The organism is Archangium sp. (assembly GCF_057119385.1).
Genome location: NZ_DBNGVP010000023.1, coordinates 21,737 through 39,880, shown reverse-complemented (window position 1 = coordinate 39,880; position 18,144 = coordinate 21,737). Strand labels below are relative to the sequence as shown.

The window sequence follows — 18,144 nt, the reverse complement described above, 5'->3', positions numbered from 1 at the left end:
ACAGTGCGGGGATTCAACCCGGGATCCGGGCACCCTCACCCCGTCCCTCTCCCGGGGGGCGAGGGGAGATTGGGCGGGGTGTTGGCAGGGGGACCTGGGGGACTGGGGGGACGTGAGACACCGTGACGGGCGAGGTCCTCGGGCGTGTTCACGCTCACCACCGCTCGGAGCTCCGCGTCCACGGCTCTCAGAGCCTCCTCGGGGAGATGCTTCGTCCGGCAGCGGGAGAGCAGGGCTCGCAAGGAGGGCTCTTCCTTCTTCAGCGCCTCGCCCCACTCGTCCGACAGGGTCCGCCGGTACAGGGCCAGCAATGGCTCCACCCGGCCTCCCACTGTGAAACATACGGCGTCCACCTCGGGCGATCGTGCGTCCAGCAGCACCCGCACCGCCGCCTCCGACACGAAGGGCATGTCGCACGCCACCGCCAGCACCCACTCCGTCCTCGCCCCCACCAGCGCCGCGTGCACCCCTCCCGGTGCGCCTCGCCCCCGCACCACGTCCCCCACCGTCCGCAGGTGGAAGCGCTCGTAGGGTCCTGGCTCGTTCGTCCCCAGCAGCACGTCCCCACACAGCCGCCCCAGCTCCAACACCCGCTCCAGCACCGTCCGGCCCTCAAGCTCCAGCAGGCCCTTGGCCACTCCGCCCAACCGCTCGCCCTTGCCGCCCGCGATCACCGCCAGCGTCACGTCCGCATATTCCGGCCCGCTTCGTTCCCTATCGCTCACGCCAGGCCTCCTCGCGCCCCGTGCTCCGTCCGCTGGTGAAGGCTACCTTCACTCCAGCCCCCGCCCGCCCCTCCCTTGCGCTAAAGCTCTCCGGACGACGTCTCCTCGCATGTCCCTCTCCCCCCTCGCCACCGCCCGGACGGCCGCCCTCGACGCGATTCAGCCCGCGTCCCCTACTCGCGTCCCCCTCCTCGACGCCCTCGGCCGATTCCTCGCCCAGGAGGTCGTCGCCTCGCGCTCCCTCCCCGGCTGCCCCGTGTCCGCCATGGATGGCTATGCCGTCCGCGCCGAGGACACCTCCGGCTCCAACCGCGACCACCCCGCCCGGCTGCGCGTCGTCGACACCGTCTACGCCGGCCACCTGCCCTCGCGCTCCCTCCAGCCCGGCGAGGCCTCGCGCATCTTCACCGGCGCTCCCCTCCCCGAGGGCTCCAACGCCATCGTCCGCCAGGAGGCCACCGTCATCCCCTCCGAGGGGCTCGTCGATGTCTGCGTCGGCGTCCCGCCCGGCAAGGACATCCGCCCCACCGGAGAGGACCTCCTCGCCGGTACGCCCCTGCTCCACGCCGGTCAGCGCGTCGACGCCTCCATGCTCGGTGTGCTCGCCTCCCTGGGTGACTCCCACGTCCTCGTGCGGCCCCTGCCCCGCGTCGCCGTGCTCGCCACCGGGGATGAGCTCGTGCCTCCCGGCGCTCCCGCCCTTCCCCACCAGGTGTACGAGAGCAACCTCATCCTCGTCGCCGCCCTGGCCCGCGAGGCCGGTGCCCTCGTCGTCGCCCAGGAGCGCGCCCGCGATGACGATGCGGTGTTGCGCTCGGCCCTGCGGCGGCTCTCCCAGGACGCCGACGTGCTCGTCACCACCGGCGGCGCCTCCGTGGGCGACAAGGACCGCGTGAAGAGTCTCCTCGCCGGCCTCGGTGCCTCGTTCCTCGTGGATGGCGTGGCCCTCAAGCCCGGCAAGCCCGTGGCCGTCGCACGGCTCGGCTCCACCACCGTCGTCGTGCTCCCCGGCAACCCCGGCGCCGCCACCGTCGCTTTCGATCAGTTCGCCCGCCCTCTCCTCCTGCGCTTCCAGGGCGTCTCCGAGGAGCGGCAGCGTGTGCGCGTCCGGCTCGATGACTCGCGCCACAAGCAGGCCGGTTTCACCTACCTCATCAGCGGCACCCTGGAGACGCGCGAGGACGGGCAGGTGTGGGCCCGCATCCGCTCGCAGGGCGCCGGGCAGCACCTGCAGAACATCGGCGCCGAGGGGTATGCCGTTCTTCCTCCAGGCCGCGCCGACTTCGCCGTGGGGGACAAGGTGGACTTCGAGCGCTTCGACCGGCCCCGCTTCCTCCCCGGGGTGCCCTGATGCGTCCACCCGCGCTCTCCGTGGTGGGCTGGTCCGGCTCGGGGAAGACGACGCTCCTCACCCGGCTCGTGCCCGAGCTGCACCAGCGCGGCCTGCGTGTCGGCGTGGTGAAGCACTCGTCCGATGTGCATCCGCTCCACCGCGCGGGCAGTGACACCGCGCGCTACGCCGAGTCCGGTGCCGCCTTCGTCGCCTTCGCCAACCCGGCCGGCGTGCAGCTCTCCCTCCCCGAGCCTCCCGAGCACGTGCTGGCCCTGCTCGAGCGCTTCGCTGGCACCGTGGACCTGGTGCTCGTCGAGGGATGGAAGTACGGGCCGCTGCCCAAGCTGGAGGTCTGGCGCGAGGGCTTGGGGCCCCTGCTCGCGGCGGAGCGGCGGGATGTGCTCGCCGTGGTGGGCGAGGCCCCGGTGCCCGAGGGAATGACACGCTTCGGCTCGGAGGACGTGCAAGGGATTGCCTCCTTCCTCCAGCAGTGCCTGCGCGATGGAGTGCTCTCGCGATGAGCGAAGACAGACACCCGGCCCCCCTGCCTCCCGGCGTCACCCGGCGGCCCGTGCGGCGCTACACCGCGGACGGCCGGCTCGCGCCCGAGGAGCAGGACACCGTGGCCCTCGAGGAGCCGCTCGACATCCGCATCAGCGGCGACACGGTGGCCGTCACCATGCGCACCCCGGGCGCGGACCGGTTCCTCGTCACCGGCTTCCTCTTCGCCGAGGGTCTCATCCACTCGGCCGAGGACCTCGGTGGCCTCGCCCACTGCGGCAGGCCCGGTGAGGAGGGCTACGGCAACATCGTCGAGGTGACGCCCGCTCCCGGGCTCGTCATCGACCTGGAGCGCATGGGTGCCACGAAGCGCGGCACGCTCACCACCGCGGCCTGTGGCGTGTGCGGCCGACGCAGCGTGGAGGACTTGATGGCCACGTGCAGCCCCGTGCCCCCGGGCCCCGAGCTTCCCGCCTCCGTGCTCGCCCACGCCACCGAGCACCTGCGCTCCGTTCAGCCCAACTTCGCCCGCACCGGTGGAGTCCATGCCGCCGCCGCGCTCGATGAACGGGGCTCGGTGCTCGCCGCCTTCGAGGACGTGGGCCGCCACAACGCCGTGGACAAGGTGGTGGGCGCGCTGGTGCTCGAGCACGGGTTGCGCTCGGCGCGCGCCTCGCAACCGGCCGCCCTGCGCCCCACCGTGCTCGTGGTCAGCGGACGCGTCAGCTTCGAGATCATCCAGAAGGCCGCCATGGCACGGTGCCCCTTCGTGGCCAGTGTCTCCGCGGCGAGCTCGCTCGCCATCGACCTGGCCGGACGCGCGGGCATCACGCTCGCCACCTTCGTGCGCAACGGGCGATTCAACGTGTACTCCCACCCCGAGCGTCTCCGCGAGGGCTGAGCCCCGCGCCCCGCGTCGGAGTGGGGAACGCTACTGGGTCAGGTCGTCCAGCACGTCGCGGAGCGAGGTGGCGTTCAGGGCGCGATCGAACCAGCGGTCGAGGATTGCACCGTCCGTGCAGGAGCGGATGCGCTGCCGGGCCGCCTCGTCGGTGGGAACGCCTCGCGCGGTGAGGATCCGGAGCACCGCCTCGGCGCGTTCCTGGAGCCGCCCCTGCGCCAGACCCTGCGCCATGCCCTTCTCCAGACCCTTCTTGACTCCCCGCTCCAATATGTCTTCGGCCCAGGTTCCCATCAGTTCCTCCGCGCGCTGCTCATCCAACACCGAATGTAACACCCGCCTCGCCGCCGCGTGGACGGCCGCATCCTTCTCCACCCACAGCAAATAACGGATGACCACCACCAGATGCTCCGTCCCCCCGGGACCCGCCCGTACCTGCGCGAAGAGCACCGTCCAGTCCGGTAGACGGTGAGCCAGCTCCCCCGTACGTCCGTAGCGCAACACCAACCACGCCAGCCGCGCCAGCGGTGGGCCCGGACGCGCTTTCAGCGCTTCTTCCCGCTCGGCCGTCAGGTCATCGAGCAGGTACTCGAATCGCGGCACCAGCGCTCGCCACCGCTCCCGCTCCTCCTCTTCTTCCGGCAAATCGAAGAGGTCCTCCACCCGGCGCGGTGCCGTCCAGGCTCCGTCCGGCCCGTGGTACATGACGAGCGGAACGATGACCGGCAACCGGGTGCTCTCCGGGTGCGCCTGCCTCCAGCGCTCCACCTGCCGCACCACGTAGCGCAGCATGCGCAGCGCCATCCACGAATCTACTGACGACTGGTGCTCCAGCAACACGTACAGCAACAACGAGCGGCCCGAGTGCAAACGCGCCGTGAAGAGCAGATCGCTCTCCGTCTCCCGCAGCTCCGGGTCCACCACGCTCCCGGACTCCTGACGCAGGCTCGACCAGTCCACTTCCGAGACGACGTGCGCGGGTAACACGGCGCGCAGCTCGGCCGCGGCCCGCTCGGGGTGGCCGAAGGTGTAGCGGGCGAAGAGATCATGCGGTCCAGGCATCGTGCCCGATGCCCTACGCATGGAACGGGCCAGCGGCTCCGCACAGGGAGCGATCCGGCCCCGCGCGTCCACCTCGCTGCCAACCATCCCGGCTGCGAGACAGCGAGGCCCGGCGGGGGGTCGACTCGGAACAAGGGAAGACCCTCACCCTGACCCTCTCCCAGAGGGAGAGGGGACAGCGCTCAGCCTCGCGCGAAGGCGTCGCTGACGATCTTCCGCGCCTCCTCCACGATGGAGTCCAGGTGCTTCGCGTCCCGGAAGCTCTCCGCGTAGATCTTGTACACGTCCTCGGTGCCCGAGGGCCGCGCGGCGAACCAGCCGTTCTCCGTCACCACCTTGAGCCCGCCGATGTCCGCGTTGTTGCCGGGCGCCTTCGTGAGCCGCTGGAGAATCGGCTCGCCCGCCAGCGTGGTGGCGCGCACCGCGTCCGGCGACAGCTTCTTGAGCGCCGACTTCTGCGCCGCCGTGGCCGGCTGGTCGATGCGCGTATAGAGCGGCGCGCCGAACTTCCGCGTCAGCTCCTGGTAGTGCACGCCCGGATCCTTGCCCGTGCGCGCCAGAATCTCCGCGGCCAGCAGGTCCAGGATGATGCCGTCCTTGTCCGTGGACCAGACGGTGCCGTCACGGCGCAGGAACGAGGCCCCCGCGCTCTCCTCGCCGCCGAAGCCGAGCGAGCCGTCCAGCAGCCCGTCCACGAACCACTTGAAGCCCACGGGGACCTCGACCACGCGCAGGCCCAGGTCCTTGCCCACGCGGTCGATCATGCTGCTGCTCACCAGCGTCTTGCCCACACCCGTGCCGGGCTTCCAGCCGGGACGGTTCCGGTAGAGGTAGCTGATGGCCACGGACAGGTAGTGGTTGGGATTCATCAACCCCACGCTGCGGGTGACGATGCCGTGCCGGTCCGAGTCCGTGTCGTTGCCGAAGGCGATGTCGTAGCGGTCCTTGAGCTCGACCAGGCCGGCCATGGCGTAGGGCGACGAGCAGTCCATGCGAATCTTGCCGTCGTGGTCCACGCGCATGAAGCGGAAGGTCGGGTCCACCGTCTTGTTCACCACCTGGATGGACAGGCCATAGCGGGCGGCGATGGGCTCCCAGTACGCGAGGTTCGAGCCACCCAGCGGATCCGCGCCGATGGACAGCTTCGCCCCCCGCACCACCTCCAGGTCCACCACGTTGCCGAGGTCCTCGACGTACGGGGTGATGAAGTCATACGTCTTCACGGAGGAGGCCGTGCGCGCGCGCTCGTAGGGGATGCGCTGCACGCCGGTGTTGCCCGCGGCGAGCAGCTCATTGGCGCGCTTCTCCACCCACCCGGTGATGCCGGTGTCGGCGGGGCCACCGTTGGGCGGGTTGTACTTGATGCCCCCGTCCTCGGGCGGGTTGTGCGAGGGCGTGATGACGATGCCATCGGCCAGCCCCTGCGTGCGCCCGCGGTTGTAGGTGAGGATGGCGTGCGAGATGACCGGCGTGGGCGTGGCCTCGCCGGTGAAGCGCACCTGCACCCCGTGGGCGGCGAGCACCTCGAGCGCCGAGCGCTGCGCCGGCTCGGACAGCGCATGCGTGTCCATGCCGAGGAAGAGCGGACCGCCGATGCCTTCCTTCTCGCGGTACTCGCAGACGGCCTGCGTCACCGCGAGGATGTGCGGCTCGTTGAAGGCACGGCGCGCGGCCGAGCCGCGATGACCGGAGGTGCCGAAGGCCACGCGCTGCTCGGCCACGTTCACGTCCGGGCGCTCCGAGTAGTACTGGGAGCGCAGCGTCTCGGGGTTGATGAGGAGGGAGTCGGGAGGGAGCTTGCCAGCGAGAGGATGGGCCACGCGGCGAATCTAGCGCCACGTGGCCCCCGTCCCGTCCACTTGTTTGTTCCGATGTTGCCTCGTTCACGCCGCTCGGGCGGCGCGCGCGGTGCGTCACGGGGTCGGAACCGGAGCGCCCGCGGGCGGCGGGGCGGGCTCGTTCACCCGCTCGCTGTCGCTCGGGAAGCTGTCCCCCTCGAAGCGCTGATCGTCCTCGAGGCCCGAGCCGCCCGTCCCCGGGTTCTCCGGGTTCATCGTGCCCGAGCCGCCGTAGTCCTCGGGCACCGTGGCGCCCGTATCCGGAACGGGCTCGCCGAAGTCATCGGCGCCCACGTCACCGGCGCCTCCCGTTCCTCCGGGCGGCGTCGTGGTGGTACCTCCCGGGTCCGTGGCCGGCGGCGGGGGGGTCTCCTCCGTCGTGGTGGGATCCTCGGGCGGCCTCTCCGCCGCCTTGTCCGACTTGCACGCCGTGCCCAACGCCATGGCGCCCGCGATGAGGCCCGCCAGGATGAACTTGCTCCGGGTCATGGTTGTGTCTCCCCTTCGAGAAAGCCGTCGTTGGCCGGGAACGTGGGGAGCCCTCGGCCTTCACGCAGGGAGCGCCTCCCCGCACGGCCGCTCATCGGGGCGGCGCGTCAAATCCCTTGCGGCCCACCGGCTGTCGCTTCGATGAACCCGGCGGCCTCCCTCGGGATGGTTGGCGCCCCAACACTGCACCACCGTTCCGAGGCGCCCGGGCCGAAACCGCGCCTTTCCCGGGAAGCCTCCTATACTGGCCGCCGGGAGGGAGTTCTCCATCACATGAGCAGCCGCAAACGCGTCCTCGGGATGATTCTCGCGGGGGGCCAGGGCACACGCCTGGCGCCCCTGACGTCCAAGCGTTCCAAGCCGGCCGTCCCGTTCGGCTCCAAGTTCCGCATCATCGACTTCGCCCTCAGCAACTTCCTCAACTCGGGCGTCTACGCCATCTACGTGCTGACGCAGTTCAAGGCCCAGTCGCTCACCGAGCACATCCAGCGCGGGTGGCGCTTCGGCTCGGGCCTGCTGGCCGACTACTTCATCACGCTGGCGCCCGCGCAGATGTACCTCTACGAGGAGCTGGGCAACGTGTGGTACCGCGGCACGGCGGACGCCATCTACCAGAACATGCACCTGGTGGAGAACCACCGCGCCGACGACGTGGCCATCTTCTCCGGCGACCACATCTACAAGATGAACGTGGCGCACATGCTGGAGCAGCACGAGGCCCACCGCGCCGACATCACCATCGCCGCCTACCCCACGCCGCTGGCGGATACCACGCGCTTCGGCGTCATGCAGGTGGACGAGCGCGGCCGCGTCACCGAGTTCCAGGAGAAGCCCCAGGAGCCCAAGGCCATGCCGGGCAAGCCCACCCTGGCCCTGTGCAGCATGGGCAACTACATCTTCAGCCGCCGCGTGCTCAGCGAGCTGCTGGAGGTGGACGCGCGCACCGAGGGCTCGCAGCACGACTTCGGCAAGGACGTGCTGCCGCGCGCGCTGCGCGATGGCTACCACATCCACGCGTATGACTTTCACTCCAACCCCATCCCCGGGCAGACGCGCGCCAACACGTACTGGCGGGACGTGGGGACGCTCGAGGCCTACCACGAGGCCTCCATGGACCTGGTGTCGGTGGACCCGGAGTTCGACGTCTTCAACCCGGAGTGGCCGCTGCGCAGCGCCGTGGAGTACAGCCCGCCAGCCAAGTTCGTCCACGAGGCGGGCGAGCGCGTGGGCCGGGCGCTCAACTCCATGGTGGCCGGGGGGTGCATCATCTCGGGCGGCACGGTGCGCGAGAGCATCCTGTCCCGCCGGGTGCGCGTGAACTCGTACTCGCAGGTGGAGCGCTCCGTCCTCTTCGACGAGGTGGACATCGGCCGGCACGCCAAGGTGCGCAACGCCATCATCGACAAGGACGTGCGCGTGCCGCCCAACGCACGCATCGGCTACGACCTGGAGCAGGACAAGGCGCGCGGCTTCACCGTCACGGACAACGGCATCGTCGTGGTGCCCAAGGGCTACAAGTTCGACTGAGGCGAGCCAGGGCGACGCACGCGCCCGGGCATGTCCACCTCAGCGGACGGCCCAGGCGCGCGACACCTCAGCTTCCGCCGAGGGTGGCGCACACGTCGGCGAGCTTTCGGAGCGAGGGGTGCAGAGAGGCCAGCCCGCTCTCCCCCAGAGTCCGCGCGTAGGCTGCGCAGTCCGCCGCGCGGATCAGCCCCCCCTCCACGTAGAAGCGGAGGTGTCCTTCCGGGCCATGGGCCTCATCCCCCGTACCACAGAAGAGAACCAGCGCATCTCGCACGGCCTCCCACTCGGCTTTCACCATGAGTTGCATGAGGAGATGCAGTCCCAGCGGTACGCAGTCCAACCCGATGTTCAGGCCAGCGCAGACCGAGCACACCTGGCTGTAGGCACGAACGAGCATTGTCCGTAACTTGGCGGGAAGCTGCGTGACATCGGCTTGGAGGAGCTCTCCCACGAGCCTCCGTGCGAAGGGGATGAGCTCACCCCGTGAATCATGGCCGATGGCGTCCGAGCTCGGGAGTACGCTCCCCAGGAGCTCTGCGGCGAGCGTGCGCGCCATCACGGCGTCCTTCTCCCGGACCTTCTCGTAGAGAGGCCAGAGCAATCCCACGGGACTTCCGCGGTGAGGAGAGCCCGCCGCCTCCTGCACCAGGGCCCGGGCTATCTCCAGCAGTTGGTTGACGGGGGTCTGTGTGTCCCCAATTAACACGCGCAAGGCCTCGCTCTGCAGATAGCCTTCCTGCGTCCGCAATTCGAAACGCTCGAGCGGTCTCCCTGGGGAACTCACGGCGGCGGCGGGGGTGCTCCCGCCGGGCAACAGCCGGGTCTCCTCCGCGGGCGTCCCAGCTTCCGCCTCCACGGCGAACACCAACGGCCGACCACTTCTCGTGCCGGCAACCAGCCGCGCATGCGTCTCCCCGAAGGACAAGCAGGTCAATCCGAGCAGAGTACTCTCTGGGATGAAACCGGCCACCTCGACTCGAGTCCGAAGATCCCAGATGCGAATGGCGTGACGATGCGCGCCAGAGGCCACCCAGCCCCCACTGCGAGAAAAGGCCAGACACTGGATGCTCAGGTCCAAGGCATCTTCAACCCCTTGCACCTCATCCGCATTCGGCACAAGGGTCGCATAGGGAATTCCCGTGGTGAGCTCCCACACACGAACCTTGCCATCACCTCCTCCCGAAGCCAGGAAACGCCCACCGGGAGACACCGCCAGCGCCGAGATGGCGCCCATGTGCGCCTCGGGTTGGCACCACACTTCTCGCCCCGTCAAGGCATCGCAGGCCGTGAGAGTGCCCTCCCGCCCCACGATGAAGAGACGGCACTCTGGACTGAAGATGAAGCGGTCACAGCTCGTGCTGTCGTCGCCATGCTCGGCACGCACCTCGCCCGAGGCAACATCCATGACCTGGACGTGATTGCCCGCCTTCCCCACGAACACCCGCTCGCCCTCTGGCGAGAACGCCACGGCCTTGATGTACATCTGGGCGGGATGCGCCCACCGGAGTTCCCCCGTGTTCAAATCCCAGAGGTGAACACCTCCCCAGGAGCCATGACCCACCGCCGCCCAACGTTCATCACGGGAAACCGCAAGACATTGGATGTCATGATTCTTCCCCTTGACGTCCTGCAGCACCGCGCCTGTTCCGAGCGAGTAGAGCCGCAACCGGTGGTCATTCCCCCCCAGCAGCAATCGCTCACCGCTCAAGCAGCTGATCGCATTGATTGCCGCGGGCTTCTGCATGAGCCCGGTGAAGTCCAGGGACAGAGGTTTCAAGGGACGCACTCGCATGTATTGCGCATGATGGCACACACACGGAGCCACCTCAAATACAGCGTCTCCACCCCTATTCATTCCCTCCGTGGATCAATGCCGCACCGCGATCCTCGCGCTCAGAGGAGCACCACACCAGACACGGAGCCTGGCGATAGCCTTTCTGCATCCCGAGTGCGGAGAGCACGACCATCATGGGCCCCAACGCAGCTCCGGGATCTCCCATGAACTCGACTGGATGCTCGATGGAGAATTGCTCCTCGAAATACCTGGCGTGCCGCAGATAGGCCACTCCCCATTCCTTGGCCCAGAAGCTCTCACCATTCATCCCCGTATAGACACAGCGAACCCTGGGCACCGATGGTGGCAAGGCCTCGAACAGGAGCTGGAACGCTCGCGCCAGCCCTTCTCCGCGGTAGGGTTTCTCACTGTAGCGATGACCCTCTTCGTGCCCCGTCCCAACACCCATGACGCGAGCATGAATGGACCGTTGCCCGGGCCAGCCCCGCTGTGTCAGCCCCAGCAGCAGGAATGCAGCCCCTTCCCCGGGTATCAGCCCATCCGAGAGCCCATGTCCACGAAGCCGCTCCTCCGCATCCAAGGCGGTAAGCAGGGACAGGTCCAAGAAGGAGTCCACCCCGCCGACGAGCACATGGCGTACGCGGCCACTCGAGAGCAGACGGAGGGCCTCCTGCAGCGCGAAGAAACCTCCCGCCCGCCCATGCGGGAAAAGCTGGCTCTGCTTCTTGTCGAGGGGCACCCCGGAGAAGTCCATGAGGTGCGTCAGGAAGTCAGTCGCTCCAGGAGCAGGCGCTCCGGGAGTGGGCTCGGGCAGTGCGAGCAGGAGGGGAGGCGGGACGGGGCAGTCGCGGGCGGCCTCTCTCAGGGCGCCTACCGCCAGGCGCAACATGCGTTGGTAACGCATGGTCACCGTCCGGGTAGCCCGGCGTACCGCATCCGGCAACTCCGGGAGGTGCACCTCGTCCAGGAACCCCGCCAGCAGCGGTTTGAGTGTCCGGCTGTAGATGGCGGTCTCTCGCAACCGCGTGATTCCAGCACGGACCGCGGCGGCGGAACTTCCCGCCGTCAACCCCACGGGGCTCACCAGTCCGGCCGTCAGGATCTCCGCTGGCTGCCAGGCTGCCATCTACTCCCTCCCTCTTCCTTTTCGTTGGCGTTCCGCCGGTCCCGAGCCTTGTTCGTCCACGCGCAGCGACTACAGCGCGCACCGCGACGGCTCCAGGAAGGACATGTCCTGGAAGCCGCTCGCGCGCAGGTGCTCCACGAGCCGCTCATGGAAGAGGAGTGCGCTATTGGCCTCCGCCAGGCGGAAGAGCAGGGCACCGTAGGTGCGTGACTCGTCGAGGATCAACCCGTCGAACTCCACATCCAGCAGGGCGCCACCCGGATTGAGCCTCGCCTTCGAGCTGCTCATATCCGCAGCGGCAATCAGTCCCAGAACGTTGATGGCCTTGTAGTCCAGGATGCGTCTACCGCTGTCGGGATCCCAGATGACCGCATCATAGCCATCCAGGTTGTCAGCCCCACCGCGCCTCATGGCATCGAGCAGATCGTCCCGGAACAGGGGAATGCCCCTCAAGAAATAAGGAGGGAGTCTCGGGCCATGATCCGAGAAGGCGGGATTCAATCGGGACAGGGTGAACTCCAAGGGCCTGGGGACCGGCTGCGTATGCCTGGCGCCCATCGTCCATCGCAAGGTGCGATCGAACGGGAAGGTCTCGATCCATCGACACGGGTATTGCGGTCCCGAAAGCAGGTAGTACATGAGCGGCCACAGGCTCCTAGAGCGATTGCTTCTCCATCATCAGAAGCAGGGCGAACCGGGACGTGTAGACGTTGAGCCTCCAGGACTTTTCTGGCGTTCCCGTCAGCAGTCCACGCATGCGGCCCGAGATGGAGTTGAGCCGGCCAACGAGCGCGTAGAGCGGATAATCTTTCTCCGGGTCGCGCTCACCCGCTTTCTTCTTCTGTTCCGGGCACCAGATGGATTTCATCGCATCGAGCTTGTCGTAGACCTGATCCAGCGCCGCCAGGACAAAGTTGCTGTACTCCTGATGCGCATCGTGAAATTGTGCTTGGTATGCCTCCATGGCAGCGAAAGCATACTCTCGCTTGAAGAACAGGGGTTTGGTGGACCATGGGCGAACGGCGTAGTTGCCCGGAAGCCAGACGCCATTGGCGGACGAGTTGATGTTGTACCCGATGTTGCCTCTCACCCTTCCGTCCTTCCAGAGGTACTTGGAGGACTTGAAGAGCTTGCTGTTCGCCAGGGACGCATTGCCAGGAATCAGGTGGTGGGCGGCGGCGATGACGTCCTTGCTTTCGGTGCCCACCTCGATTTGCCTGGGAGGGGACGCGCCCAAGGCCTTTCCAAGCGTGCCTGCGTCGTTCTTGAAGGCGGCGTTGAATTCGCCGTCCAGATCCAGGTCTTCGTCATAGTCGTTGGGGAACTCGTTCTCCTCGACCCTGGGCTCCTCCTTGGCGCTGCAGAAGTAGCAATAGTCGTCATGCTCGATGCTGGCGACCTCATCAACGGTGATGGGCTCTCCCATTTCCGGCATTGGTTGTCTCCCGAGTGGATCCGGCCAGAGCCGGCAGTCAGCCCATGATGTTCTTCTTGTTGTGGAACAAGGGGTCCCCCAACCGGCACACGTTCTTCCCCTCGAACTTCACGTCGAAGGAGTAGAGCATGAACTCCGCCGGCCCCTGGGTGGAGCCGCTCACCACGCCCCCGCCCGCCGTCCCCGCCTCGTCTCCCGAGGACGTCTTGTATTGAGCGCCCTTCACCATGGGCATCTTGCCGTTGACCGTCACCTTCTTCGGACCCTTGGAGGCATCCGAGGACTTCGCGATGTTCGGGTAGGGAATGGGCACCGGCCCACCAGGACTCGGGGTCTTGCACACATCCGGGAACATGACGCTCTGCCCGCCGCTGTCCTCGCTGGCGATTCCTCGCCCATTGGCAAATACCTTCGTGCCCACAAGTGCCCCCTTCGTTGTGCCGCGAGCTCCCCGCTCAACCATTCACGCCCTGCATCGACTTTACCGCGAAACACGCCTCCTCCACCTTCAGCGCACGCTTGTCGCAACCCACCGCCCCTCGCCACGAGAGACACACCCGCCCCCTGCCAGGCTCCAGCAGTACAGTCTCCAGCGACATTTCCGCCCGCTCTGTCTTTCCGGAGATCCTCACCGTCACATCCAACTCGCACCGAGGCAGGATGAAACGCTGCACCCCCTCTGGGGATACATTGAGCAGTTCCACTGACTCGCCCCCCTTCAAGCCCGCTCGTGCTCGTAGAGCTGGCGGCGCGACACAGAAGAACTCCGGACGGAAGTCCCGCGGCAGGTAGGGCGCACGCCGTTTCTGCCACTCCTCGTCATACGTCCCAGCACAGCTCTTGCGTGGCTCCCAGGCAGGAGCCACCGGCCCTACCCCCATCGGCGCGGGCGCATCGGAAATGGAGCCGAGCAGGTGGTGTGGATCCTCCAGGTTGGGAAGCGCGCGTCCCGCCATCTCCGAGCCGCTCCGCTTCCCCCGGAAGCCCTGCCCCACCGGGTTGCGCGCCTCCGCCAGCACACGCCCATCCCCCACCTCGTGCGACCCACCGAAGGCCCGCTCCCAGACCAACGGCATCCTCACGAAGGGTTCCGGCTTCGAGATGTCTGGCGACGCCCATCCGCTCTTCCACTTCCGGTCACCAAAGACCTGGAGCACCTGCTGGAGCGGACCGACACGCACCGAGACGAGGCATGACTCCACCGCGCGCCCTTTCGGCGCATGGGCCTCGCCCTCCAGCAGCACGTCCGTCCCGGGCTTCAACAGATGAGCCTCACTGGAAGCGCTCAAGCTCGAACTCCCAGGTGCTCCCCGGTATTCATCCCCCATGACCAGGGGGCACTGCTTGTCCGCGAGGAAGAGGGCTCCGCCGCGCACCTCGAAGGAGGCCTTGAGCGCGACATACAGCGTGTCCACCCCCTGCTCATCGGGGAACAGGAACATGCCAGGAACAAAGGGGGTCTTGTTGCGAACCTGGAGCACGAAAACTCCTTGGACCTACCCGGTGAGAAGCCGGGCAAAGGAAGCACCCGGGAGACGAATCCCCATGGAGGCCGCCCGCTTCAGTTCGACTCGTTGCCGGCGCGTCAAAGCTCGCGACTCGACACGGCAGGCACGTCTGCTGCGAATCTCCAGTTCCCGTGCCCACACATGCCGACGCCGCATGGGCCCTCGCTCCAGTGCGGTCAGGAGCAGCTCGCCCTGAAAGGGTTGACCCAGCCAGTAGCGAGTCCCCCGGACAAAGCGCCCACGAGCCCCCCGCCACCAGGCAGCCACGGCCTCGGCGTCCGGCCTTGGTAGATCGTCCTCTGGACGAGGAGTCAGGTCGGCGTCGAGGTTCTCCATCTCGAGGGGAATGGGCTCTTCGAGTGGTGGCTCGGGGGGGAGGGCATGGGGACCGTCCATGCTCAGACCCGTGATGGAGCTGAAGGCCTCACCGGCCAGCCGTGAGACCTGCGCATCCTCCATCCACTCCAGGCACGCCTCTGCCGCAGTCACACGCCCGCTGAACCCCAACGCCCACAAGGCGCCGGCACGGCGTTCCGGTATGCGCAGCAGGTCCACGAGCAGTGCCACATCCTCCTCGTCAGCGCCCATCGCCCAGAGGACAAGGGACTCACGGCCCTGTTGCTTCACGGCCTGCCTGCACACCGCCCACGCCTCCTGGGAACCCACCGCCAATCCCCATTCGATGGCCGCGTCTCGGATGACGGGATTCACGGAGGCGAGCGCCGAGGACAACAGTGCTCGCGCATTCGTCCGTGGCAGCGTGCGCAATCCCCGCATCGCCGCCATGCGCATCCGGGGGTCCTCGTGAGGGAGGAAGTCAGCCAGCACCTCATCTGGGAGCTCTTCACGGAAGACAAGTGCGTCCAGCACGAGCGCTTGGAGTTCCGTATCCGTCCCCTCGAGCAACGGTAGCAGGGCTGTGCCCACCCCCTCCCAGTCACACACCTCCAACACCCTCCGCATGGCGGAGTGCTGCGCGGGAACCGTATCGCACACCCACGCACGCACCTCTTCTGCGGGCGGATGCGACTGGAGAAACGCCAGGAACGCCGCGGACACTCGCGCCAGTTCCTCTGACTCCAACGCTGGCCGCAGCAACGCCTCGACCACGGGCGGCCCGCCTTCACTCAGCCCATCCACATGAGCCAGCAGCCGCTCCTCCACCTCTGCCGTGTCGGCCAGATCGTAGTCAGGCGCCGCCAGTGCGTGCTCCCACCGCGTCCAGAACCATTCCGCCTCATCCAGGTGCGTCTCGCACACATCCAGCAGGAACGTCGTGGTCATATGACTCGGACTGACTTCTCCTCGACTCGGACTGACCTGGAATCGTATCCCGAGAGCATACCACCACGAGGCGCCGATGAACCTGGTGGCGACGAGCCTGGAGTTCGACATCTTCAACCCACGCTTGGCGTAGACTGCGGGGCGAGGCCTCATCGCATGCTCCGCTCCTCCTCGTGGCTGACCTGGCTCGTGCTTCTGCTCGGAGGGTGCGCGGCGCCCTCCGCGTCCGTGGGAAGCGCCGCCGTCGCCCGTGGCACGGGAGTCTCCAGGCACCGCGCCCGGAGCTGACGCGGGCCCGGATCGCGGAAGTGCTCTGCCAGTACCAGCTGCTCCCGGAGCCCGTGCTCTCGCGCCTCCCGGAGTCCTACCGCCCCTCCGAGCTCATCCGGCAGGAGGACCTCGACTTCCTCCGGCGCCATCCCTCGTACCTGCCGGAGATGGACCTCGACCGGCCCGGCCTCCAAGCCGCGCTGTCCCGCTTCGTCGAGTGCTCGGTGGAGCGCGAGGTGGATGACGGCAACGGGCAGGCCGCCGGCTCCGTCCGGTACACCCGCCCCCGCTGGGAAGCCGCGTCGCTGAGGACGTCGCCCATCCTCAACCCCTCGTCGCCCACGCGGCGCCTCATCGCGCTGAATCAGTGGATCCACCGCCACCCCGAGACCACCACCACCTGGCAGACGGTGCTGTTCGAGCGTACGCCCACGGGCTGGCGCGCCGACTTCCAGCGTCCCGAGCAGGAGGCGCTCCACCCCCGCCAGATCCGGAGCTGCTCCGACCCGAGCCGTCCGGTGGCCCGGCTCTTCGGACCGGGGATGAGCATGCCCCGGCTGCTCTCGGGAAGCTGGCCCACGTACACCCGGGACGCGTACGAGGCGCGCGTGCAGGGACTGCTCATCGCCCAGTGCCGCATCACCACGGAGGGAGAGACGAAGGACTGCTGCATCAGCAAGCCCCTGCCGCACCTGGAGTGGGCCGTCCTCCGCCAACTGTCCGGCCTGCACTTCGAGCCCGCGACGGACGGGGGCGAGCCCATCGAGGTGGAGTACGTCTTCCGCCTGCGCTTCAGCCTCCCCCGCTGATGGACCGTGTCCAACCCGCCACGGTGTGAGTGGACGCGGGTGGGCTAGTCTCCCTTTCACGTGCCACGCGGATGCGTGAAGGGAGGATGTGCCCATGAAGGATGACGGACTGCGTCTCGCGTTCGAGCCGGATGACGACGGCACCGGGAAGCTTCATGCCAGTGTCCGCTCCCAGGGCTTCAGCGGGCAGGGCAGCGCCTGGTTCGGCACGGAGCAGCTCGAGCGGTTCGCCTCGGCGCTCGCGGCGTTTCCTCTGGCCGAGGAGGCCCGGACGGGCCTCGCCGGTGGATACTGGAGGAACGACCGGTTGGAGCAAATCCACCTGGCGATCTCCGCCTATCAGGTGGACGCTGCCGGCCACATCGGCGTCCGCGTTCGTGTCGCGACGACCGTCAGCCCCTCCGAGCGCCCGCAGTCCCAGCACATGACCGAGGTCGAGCTCCAGACGACCTATCATGAGCTGGAGTGCTTCAGCCGGGAGCTCCGGGAGCACCTCGCGGGAGAACGGGAGGACGCCTTCCTGCGAGCGGACGCGTGGACCTGAGCCTCTTTTCCCGCACTGCATGTCTCGGGGACGCCGCTATCATCCCGCCGCATGAACGTGCGTGTCACTCCTCCCGAAAGACAGACGACCCTGCGGCTGAACGACGGCCGCACCCTCGCCTGGTCCGAGTGGGGACCCGTCAACGGCCTCCCCGTCCTGTTCTGCACCGGCGCCGCCATGAGCGGCTCGCTCGGCTTCGGCGCGGATGCGCTCGCGGAGCTCGGCCTGCGGCTCCTCTCCATCGATCGGCCCGGCCTCGGCGCGTCCACTCCGCACCCGGAGAAGACCTTCGCCTCCTGGGCCGAGGACGTGCGCCAGCTGCTCACCGCGCTCGAGCCGCGGGACGTCACCGCCGTGGGATTCTCCCAGGGCGCACCGTTCGCGCTGGCGCTCGCGGGCCGAGGGCTCGTGAAGGCCGTGGCCCTCGTGTCCGGGCAGGATGACCTCGCCTGGCCGTCCCTCGCGCCGCGCCTGCACCCGGATGTGGCCTCGATGGTCCGCGCCGCCCGCCAGGACCCCGCCGGCTTCGAGCAGTCCTTCTCCCGCATGGCCACGTGGGACGGCCTGTGGCAGCTCATCCTCGGCATGAGCGGCGAGCGCGATCGGGCGCTCTACCTGAGTGACTCGTTCGGCCCGGCGTACCAGCGGGCCCTGCGCGAGGGCTTCTCCCAGGGCGCTCAGGGGTACGCGAGGGATCTCGTCAACGCGCTGAACCCGTGGCTGGTGGAGCCCGAGCACATCACCGTCCCGGTGGACCTCTGGTACGGCGGCGCGGACACCAGCACCGTCCACTCGCCCGACTTCGGCGCCACGCTGGCCACTCGCTTCCCCTACGCCACCCGTTTCCTGGAGCCCCAGGAGGGTGGCTCGATTCTCTGGACGCGCGCCCGGGACATCCTCGTGAGACTCCGGGGCCACGTCACCGCATCGGGGGCGTCACTCCGCTGACGCGGTCGGATGCGTCACCCCCTGGGCTCACCGAAACACCGGTGAGCCC

The 18,144-nt window shown here is 68.1% G+C and carries 18 protein-coding genes; 7 read left to right on the top strand and 11 right to left on the bottom strand.

The annotated features are described in order from the left end of the window. Positions 1-35 precede the first annotated feature (35 nt). Positions 36-725: a molybdenum cofactor guanylyltransferase gene (gene mobA, locus AC16DP_RS05950; RefSeq protein WP_329731818.1), complete on the bottom strand. Its 690-nt coding sequence runs from the start codon at positions 723-725 to the stop codon at positions 36-38. Between the two features lie 109 nt (positions 726-834). On the opposite strand from mobA, the gene AC16DP_RS05945 reads away from it, so the two are divergent. From AC16DP_RS05945 to fdhD, 3 genes are read left to right on the top strand one after another with little or no spacing between them, the layout of a single operon-like run. After that, positions 835-2,076 (top strand): molybdopterin molybdotransferase MoeA, encoded by a 1,242-nt coding sequence (locus AC16DP_RS05945; RefSeq protein WP_329731817.1) that lies wholly within the window; start codon positions 835-837, stop codon positions 2,074-2,076. Then, the gene (gene mobB, locus AC16DP_RS05940; RefSeq protein WP_329731816.1) at positions 2,076-2,579 is read left to right on the top strand and encodes a molybdopterin-guanine dinucleotide biosynthesis protein B; all 504 of its coding nucleotides are present in this window, start codon (positions 2,076-2,078) and stop codon (positions 2,577-2,579) included. The genes AC16DP_RS05945 and mobB overlap by 1 nt, the downstream gene beginning before the upstream one ends. Further along, positions 2,576-3,460, top strand: a complete 885-nt coding sequence (fdhD, locus tag AC16DP_RS05935; protein ID WP_329731815.1) for a formate dehydrogenase accessory sulfurtransferase FdhD — start codon at positions 2,576-2,578, stop codon at positions 3,458-3,460. The genes mobB and fdhD overlap by 4 nt, the downstream gene beginning before the upstream one ends. 30 nt (positions 3,461-3,490) lie before the next feature. On the opposite strand, the gene AC16DP_RS05930 is transcribed toward fdhD, so the two are convergent. The 3 genes from AC16DP_RS05930 to AC16DP_RS05920 form a co-directional block, all read right to left on the bottom strand. Next, entirely contained in the window at positions 3,491-4,543 is a 1,053-nt protein-coding gene (locus AC16DP_RS05930) for an Rpn family recombination-promoting nuclease/putative transposase (RefSeq protein ID WP_414640775.1), read from the bottom strand. Positions 4,544-4,704: 161 nt separating this feature from the next. Continuing rightward, positions 4,705-6,342: a phosphoglucomutase (alpha-D-glucose-1,6-bisphosphate-dependent) gene (pgm, locus tag AC16DP_RS05925; RefSeq protein ID WP_329731814.1), complete on the bottom strand. Its 1,638-nt coding sequence runs from the start codon at positions 6,340-6,342 to the stop codon at positions 4,705-4,707. Between the two features lie 93 nt (positions 6,343-6,435). Continuing rightward, the gene (locus AC16DP_RS05920) at positions 6,436-6,849 is read right to left on the bottom strand and encodes a hypothetical protein (protein WP_329731813.1); all 414 of its coding nucleotides are present in this window, start codon (positions 6,847-6,849) and stop codon (positions 6,436-6,438) included. 273 nt (positions 6,850-7,122) lie between these two features. Between AC16DP_RS05920 and glgC the strand changes: the two genes are divergently transcribed. Continuing rightward, positions 7,123-8,376, top strand: coding sequence for a glucose-1-phosphate adenylyltransferase (gene glgC, locus AC16DP_RS05915; protein ID WP_329731812.1), 1,254 nt, complete (start codon positions 7,123-7,125; stop codon positions 8,374-8,376). Between the two features lie 67 nt (positions 8,377-8,443). On the opposite strand, the gene AC16DP_RS05910 is transcribed toward glgC, so the two are convergent. The 7 genes from AC16DP_RS05910 to AC16DP_RS05880 form a co-directional block, all read right to left on the bottom strand. Further along, positions 8,444-10,153, bottom strand: a complete 1,710-nt coding sequence (locus AC16DP_RS05910; RefSeq protein WP_329731811.1) for a WD40 repeat domain-containing protein — start codon at positions 10,151-10,153, stop codon at positions 8,444-8,446. A 70-nt stretch (positions 10,154-10,223) separates the two neighbouring features. After that, positions 10,224-10,910, bottom strand: a complete 687-nt coding sequence (locus AC16DP_RS05905) for a hypothetical protein (RefSeq protein WP_483956646.1) — start codon at positions 10,908-10,910, stop codon at positions 10,224-10,226. 456 nt (positions 10,911-11,366) lie between these two features. Further along, positions 11,367-11,708 (bottom strand): hypothetical protein, encoded by a 342-nt coding sequence (locus AC16DP_RS05900; protein ID WP_329731809.1) that lies wholly within the window; start codon positions 11,706-11,708, stop codon positions 11,367-11,369. Between the two features lie 244 nt (positions 11,709-11,952). Next, complete coding sequence (locus AC16DP_RS05895) at positions 11,953-12,732, bottom strand: AHH domain-containing protein (protein ID WP_329731808.1); 780 nt, start codon at positions 12,730-12,732, stop codon at positions 11,953-11,955. 37 nt (positions 12,733-12,769) lie between these two features. Next, entirely contained in the window at positions 12,770-13,087 is a 318-nt protein-coding gene (locus AC16DP_RS05890) for a DUF4150 domain-containing protein (protein WP_414640774.1), read from the bottom strand. 100 nt (positions 13,088-13,187) lie between these two features. Further along, positions 13,188-14,213 carry a DUF2169 family type VI secretion system accessory protein gene (locus AC16DP_RS05885; protein ID WP_329731806.1) on the bottom strand — a complete coding sequence of 342 codons (1,026 nt, stop codon included), beginning with the start codon at positions 14,211-14,213 and terminating at the stop codon, positions 13,188-13,190. A 15-nt stretch (positions 14,214-14,228) separates the two neighbouring features. Next, on the bottom strand, positions 14,229-15,677 hold the full coding sequence (locus AC16DP_RS05880) for a TIGR02270 family protein (RefSeq protein WP_329731805.1): 1,449 nt from the start codon (positions 15,675-15,677) through the stop codon (positions 14,229-14,231). A gap of 155 nt (positions 15,678-15,832) precedes the next feature. Between AC16DP_RS05880 and AC16DP_RS05875 the strand changes: the two genes are divergently transcribed. From AC16DP_RS05875 to AC16DP_RS05865, 3 genes are all read left to right on the top strand, one after another. Beyond that, positions 15,833-16,603 carry an energy transducer TonB gene (locus tag AC16DP_RS05875; RefSeq protein WP_329731804.1) on the top strand — a complete coding sequence of 257 codons (771 nt, stop codon included), beginning with the start codon at positions 15,833-15,835 and terminating at the stop codon, positions 16,601-16,603. A gap of 94 nt (positions 16,604-16,697) precedes the next feature. Continuing rightward, on the top strand, positions 16,698-17,147 hold the full coding sequence (locus AC16DP_RS05870; protein ID WP_329731803.1) for a hypothetical protein: 450 nt from the start codon (positions 16,698-16,700) through the stop codon (positions 17,145-17,147). Positions 17,148-17,198: 51 nt separating this feature from the next. Next, complete coding sequence (locus tag AC16DP_RS05865) at positions 17,199-18,095, top strand: alpha/beta fold hydrolase (RefSeq protein ID WP_329731802.1); 897 nt, start codon at positions 17,199-17,201, stop codon at positions 18,093-18,095. The last annotated feature ends 49 nt before the right edge of the window (positions 18,096-18,144 follow it).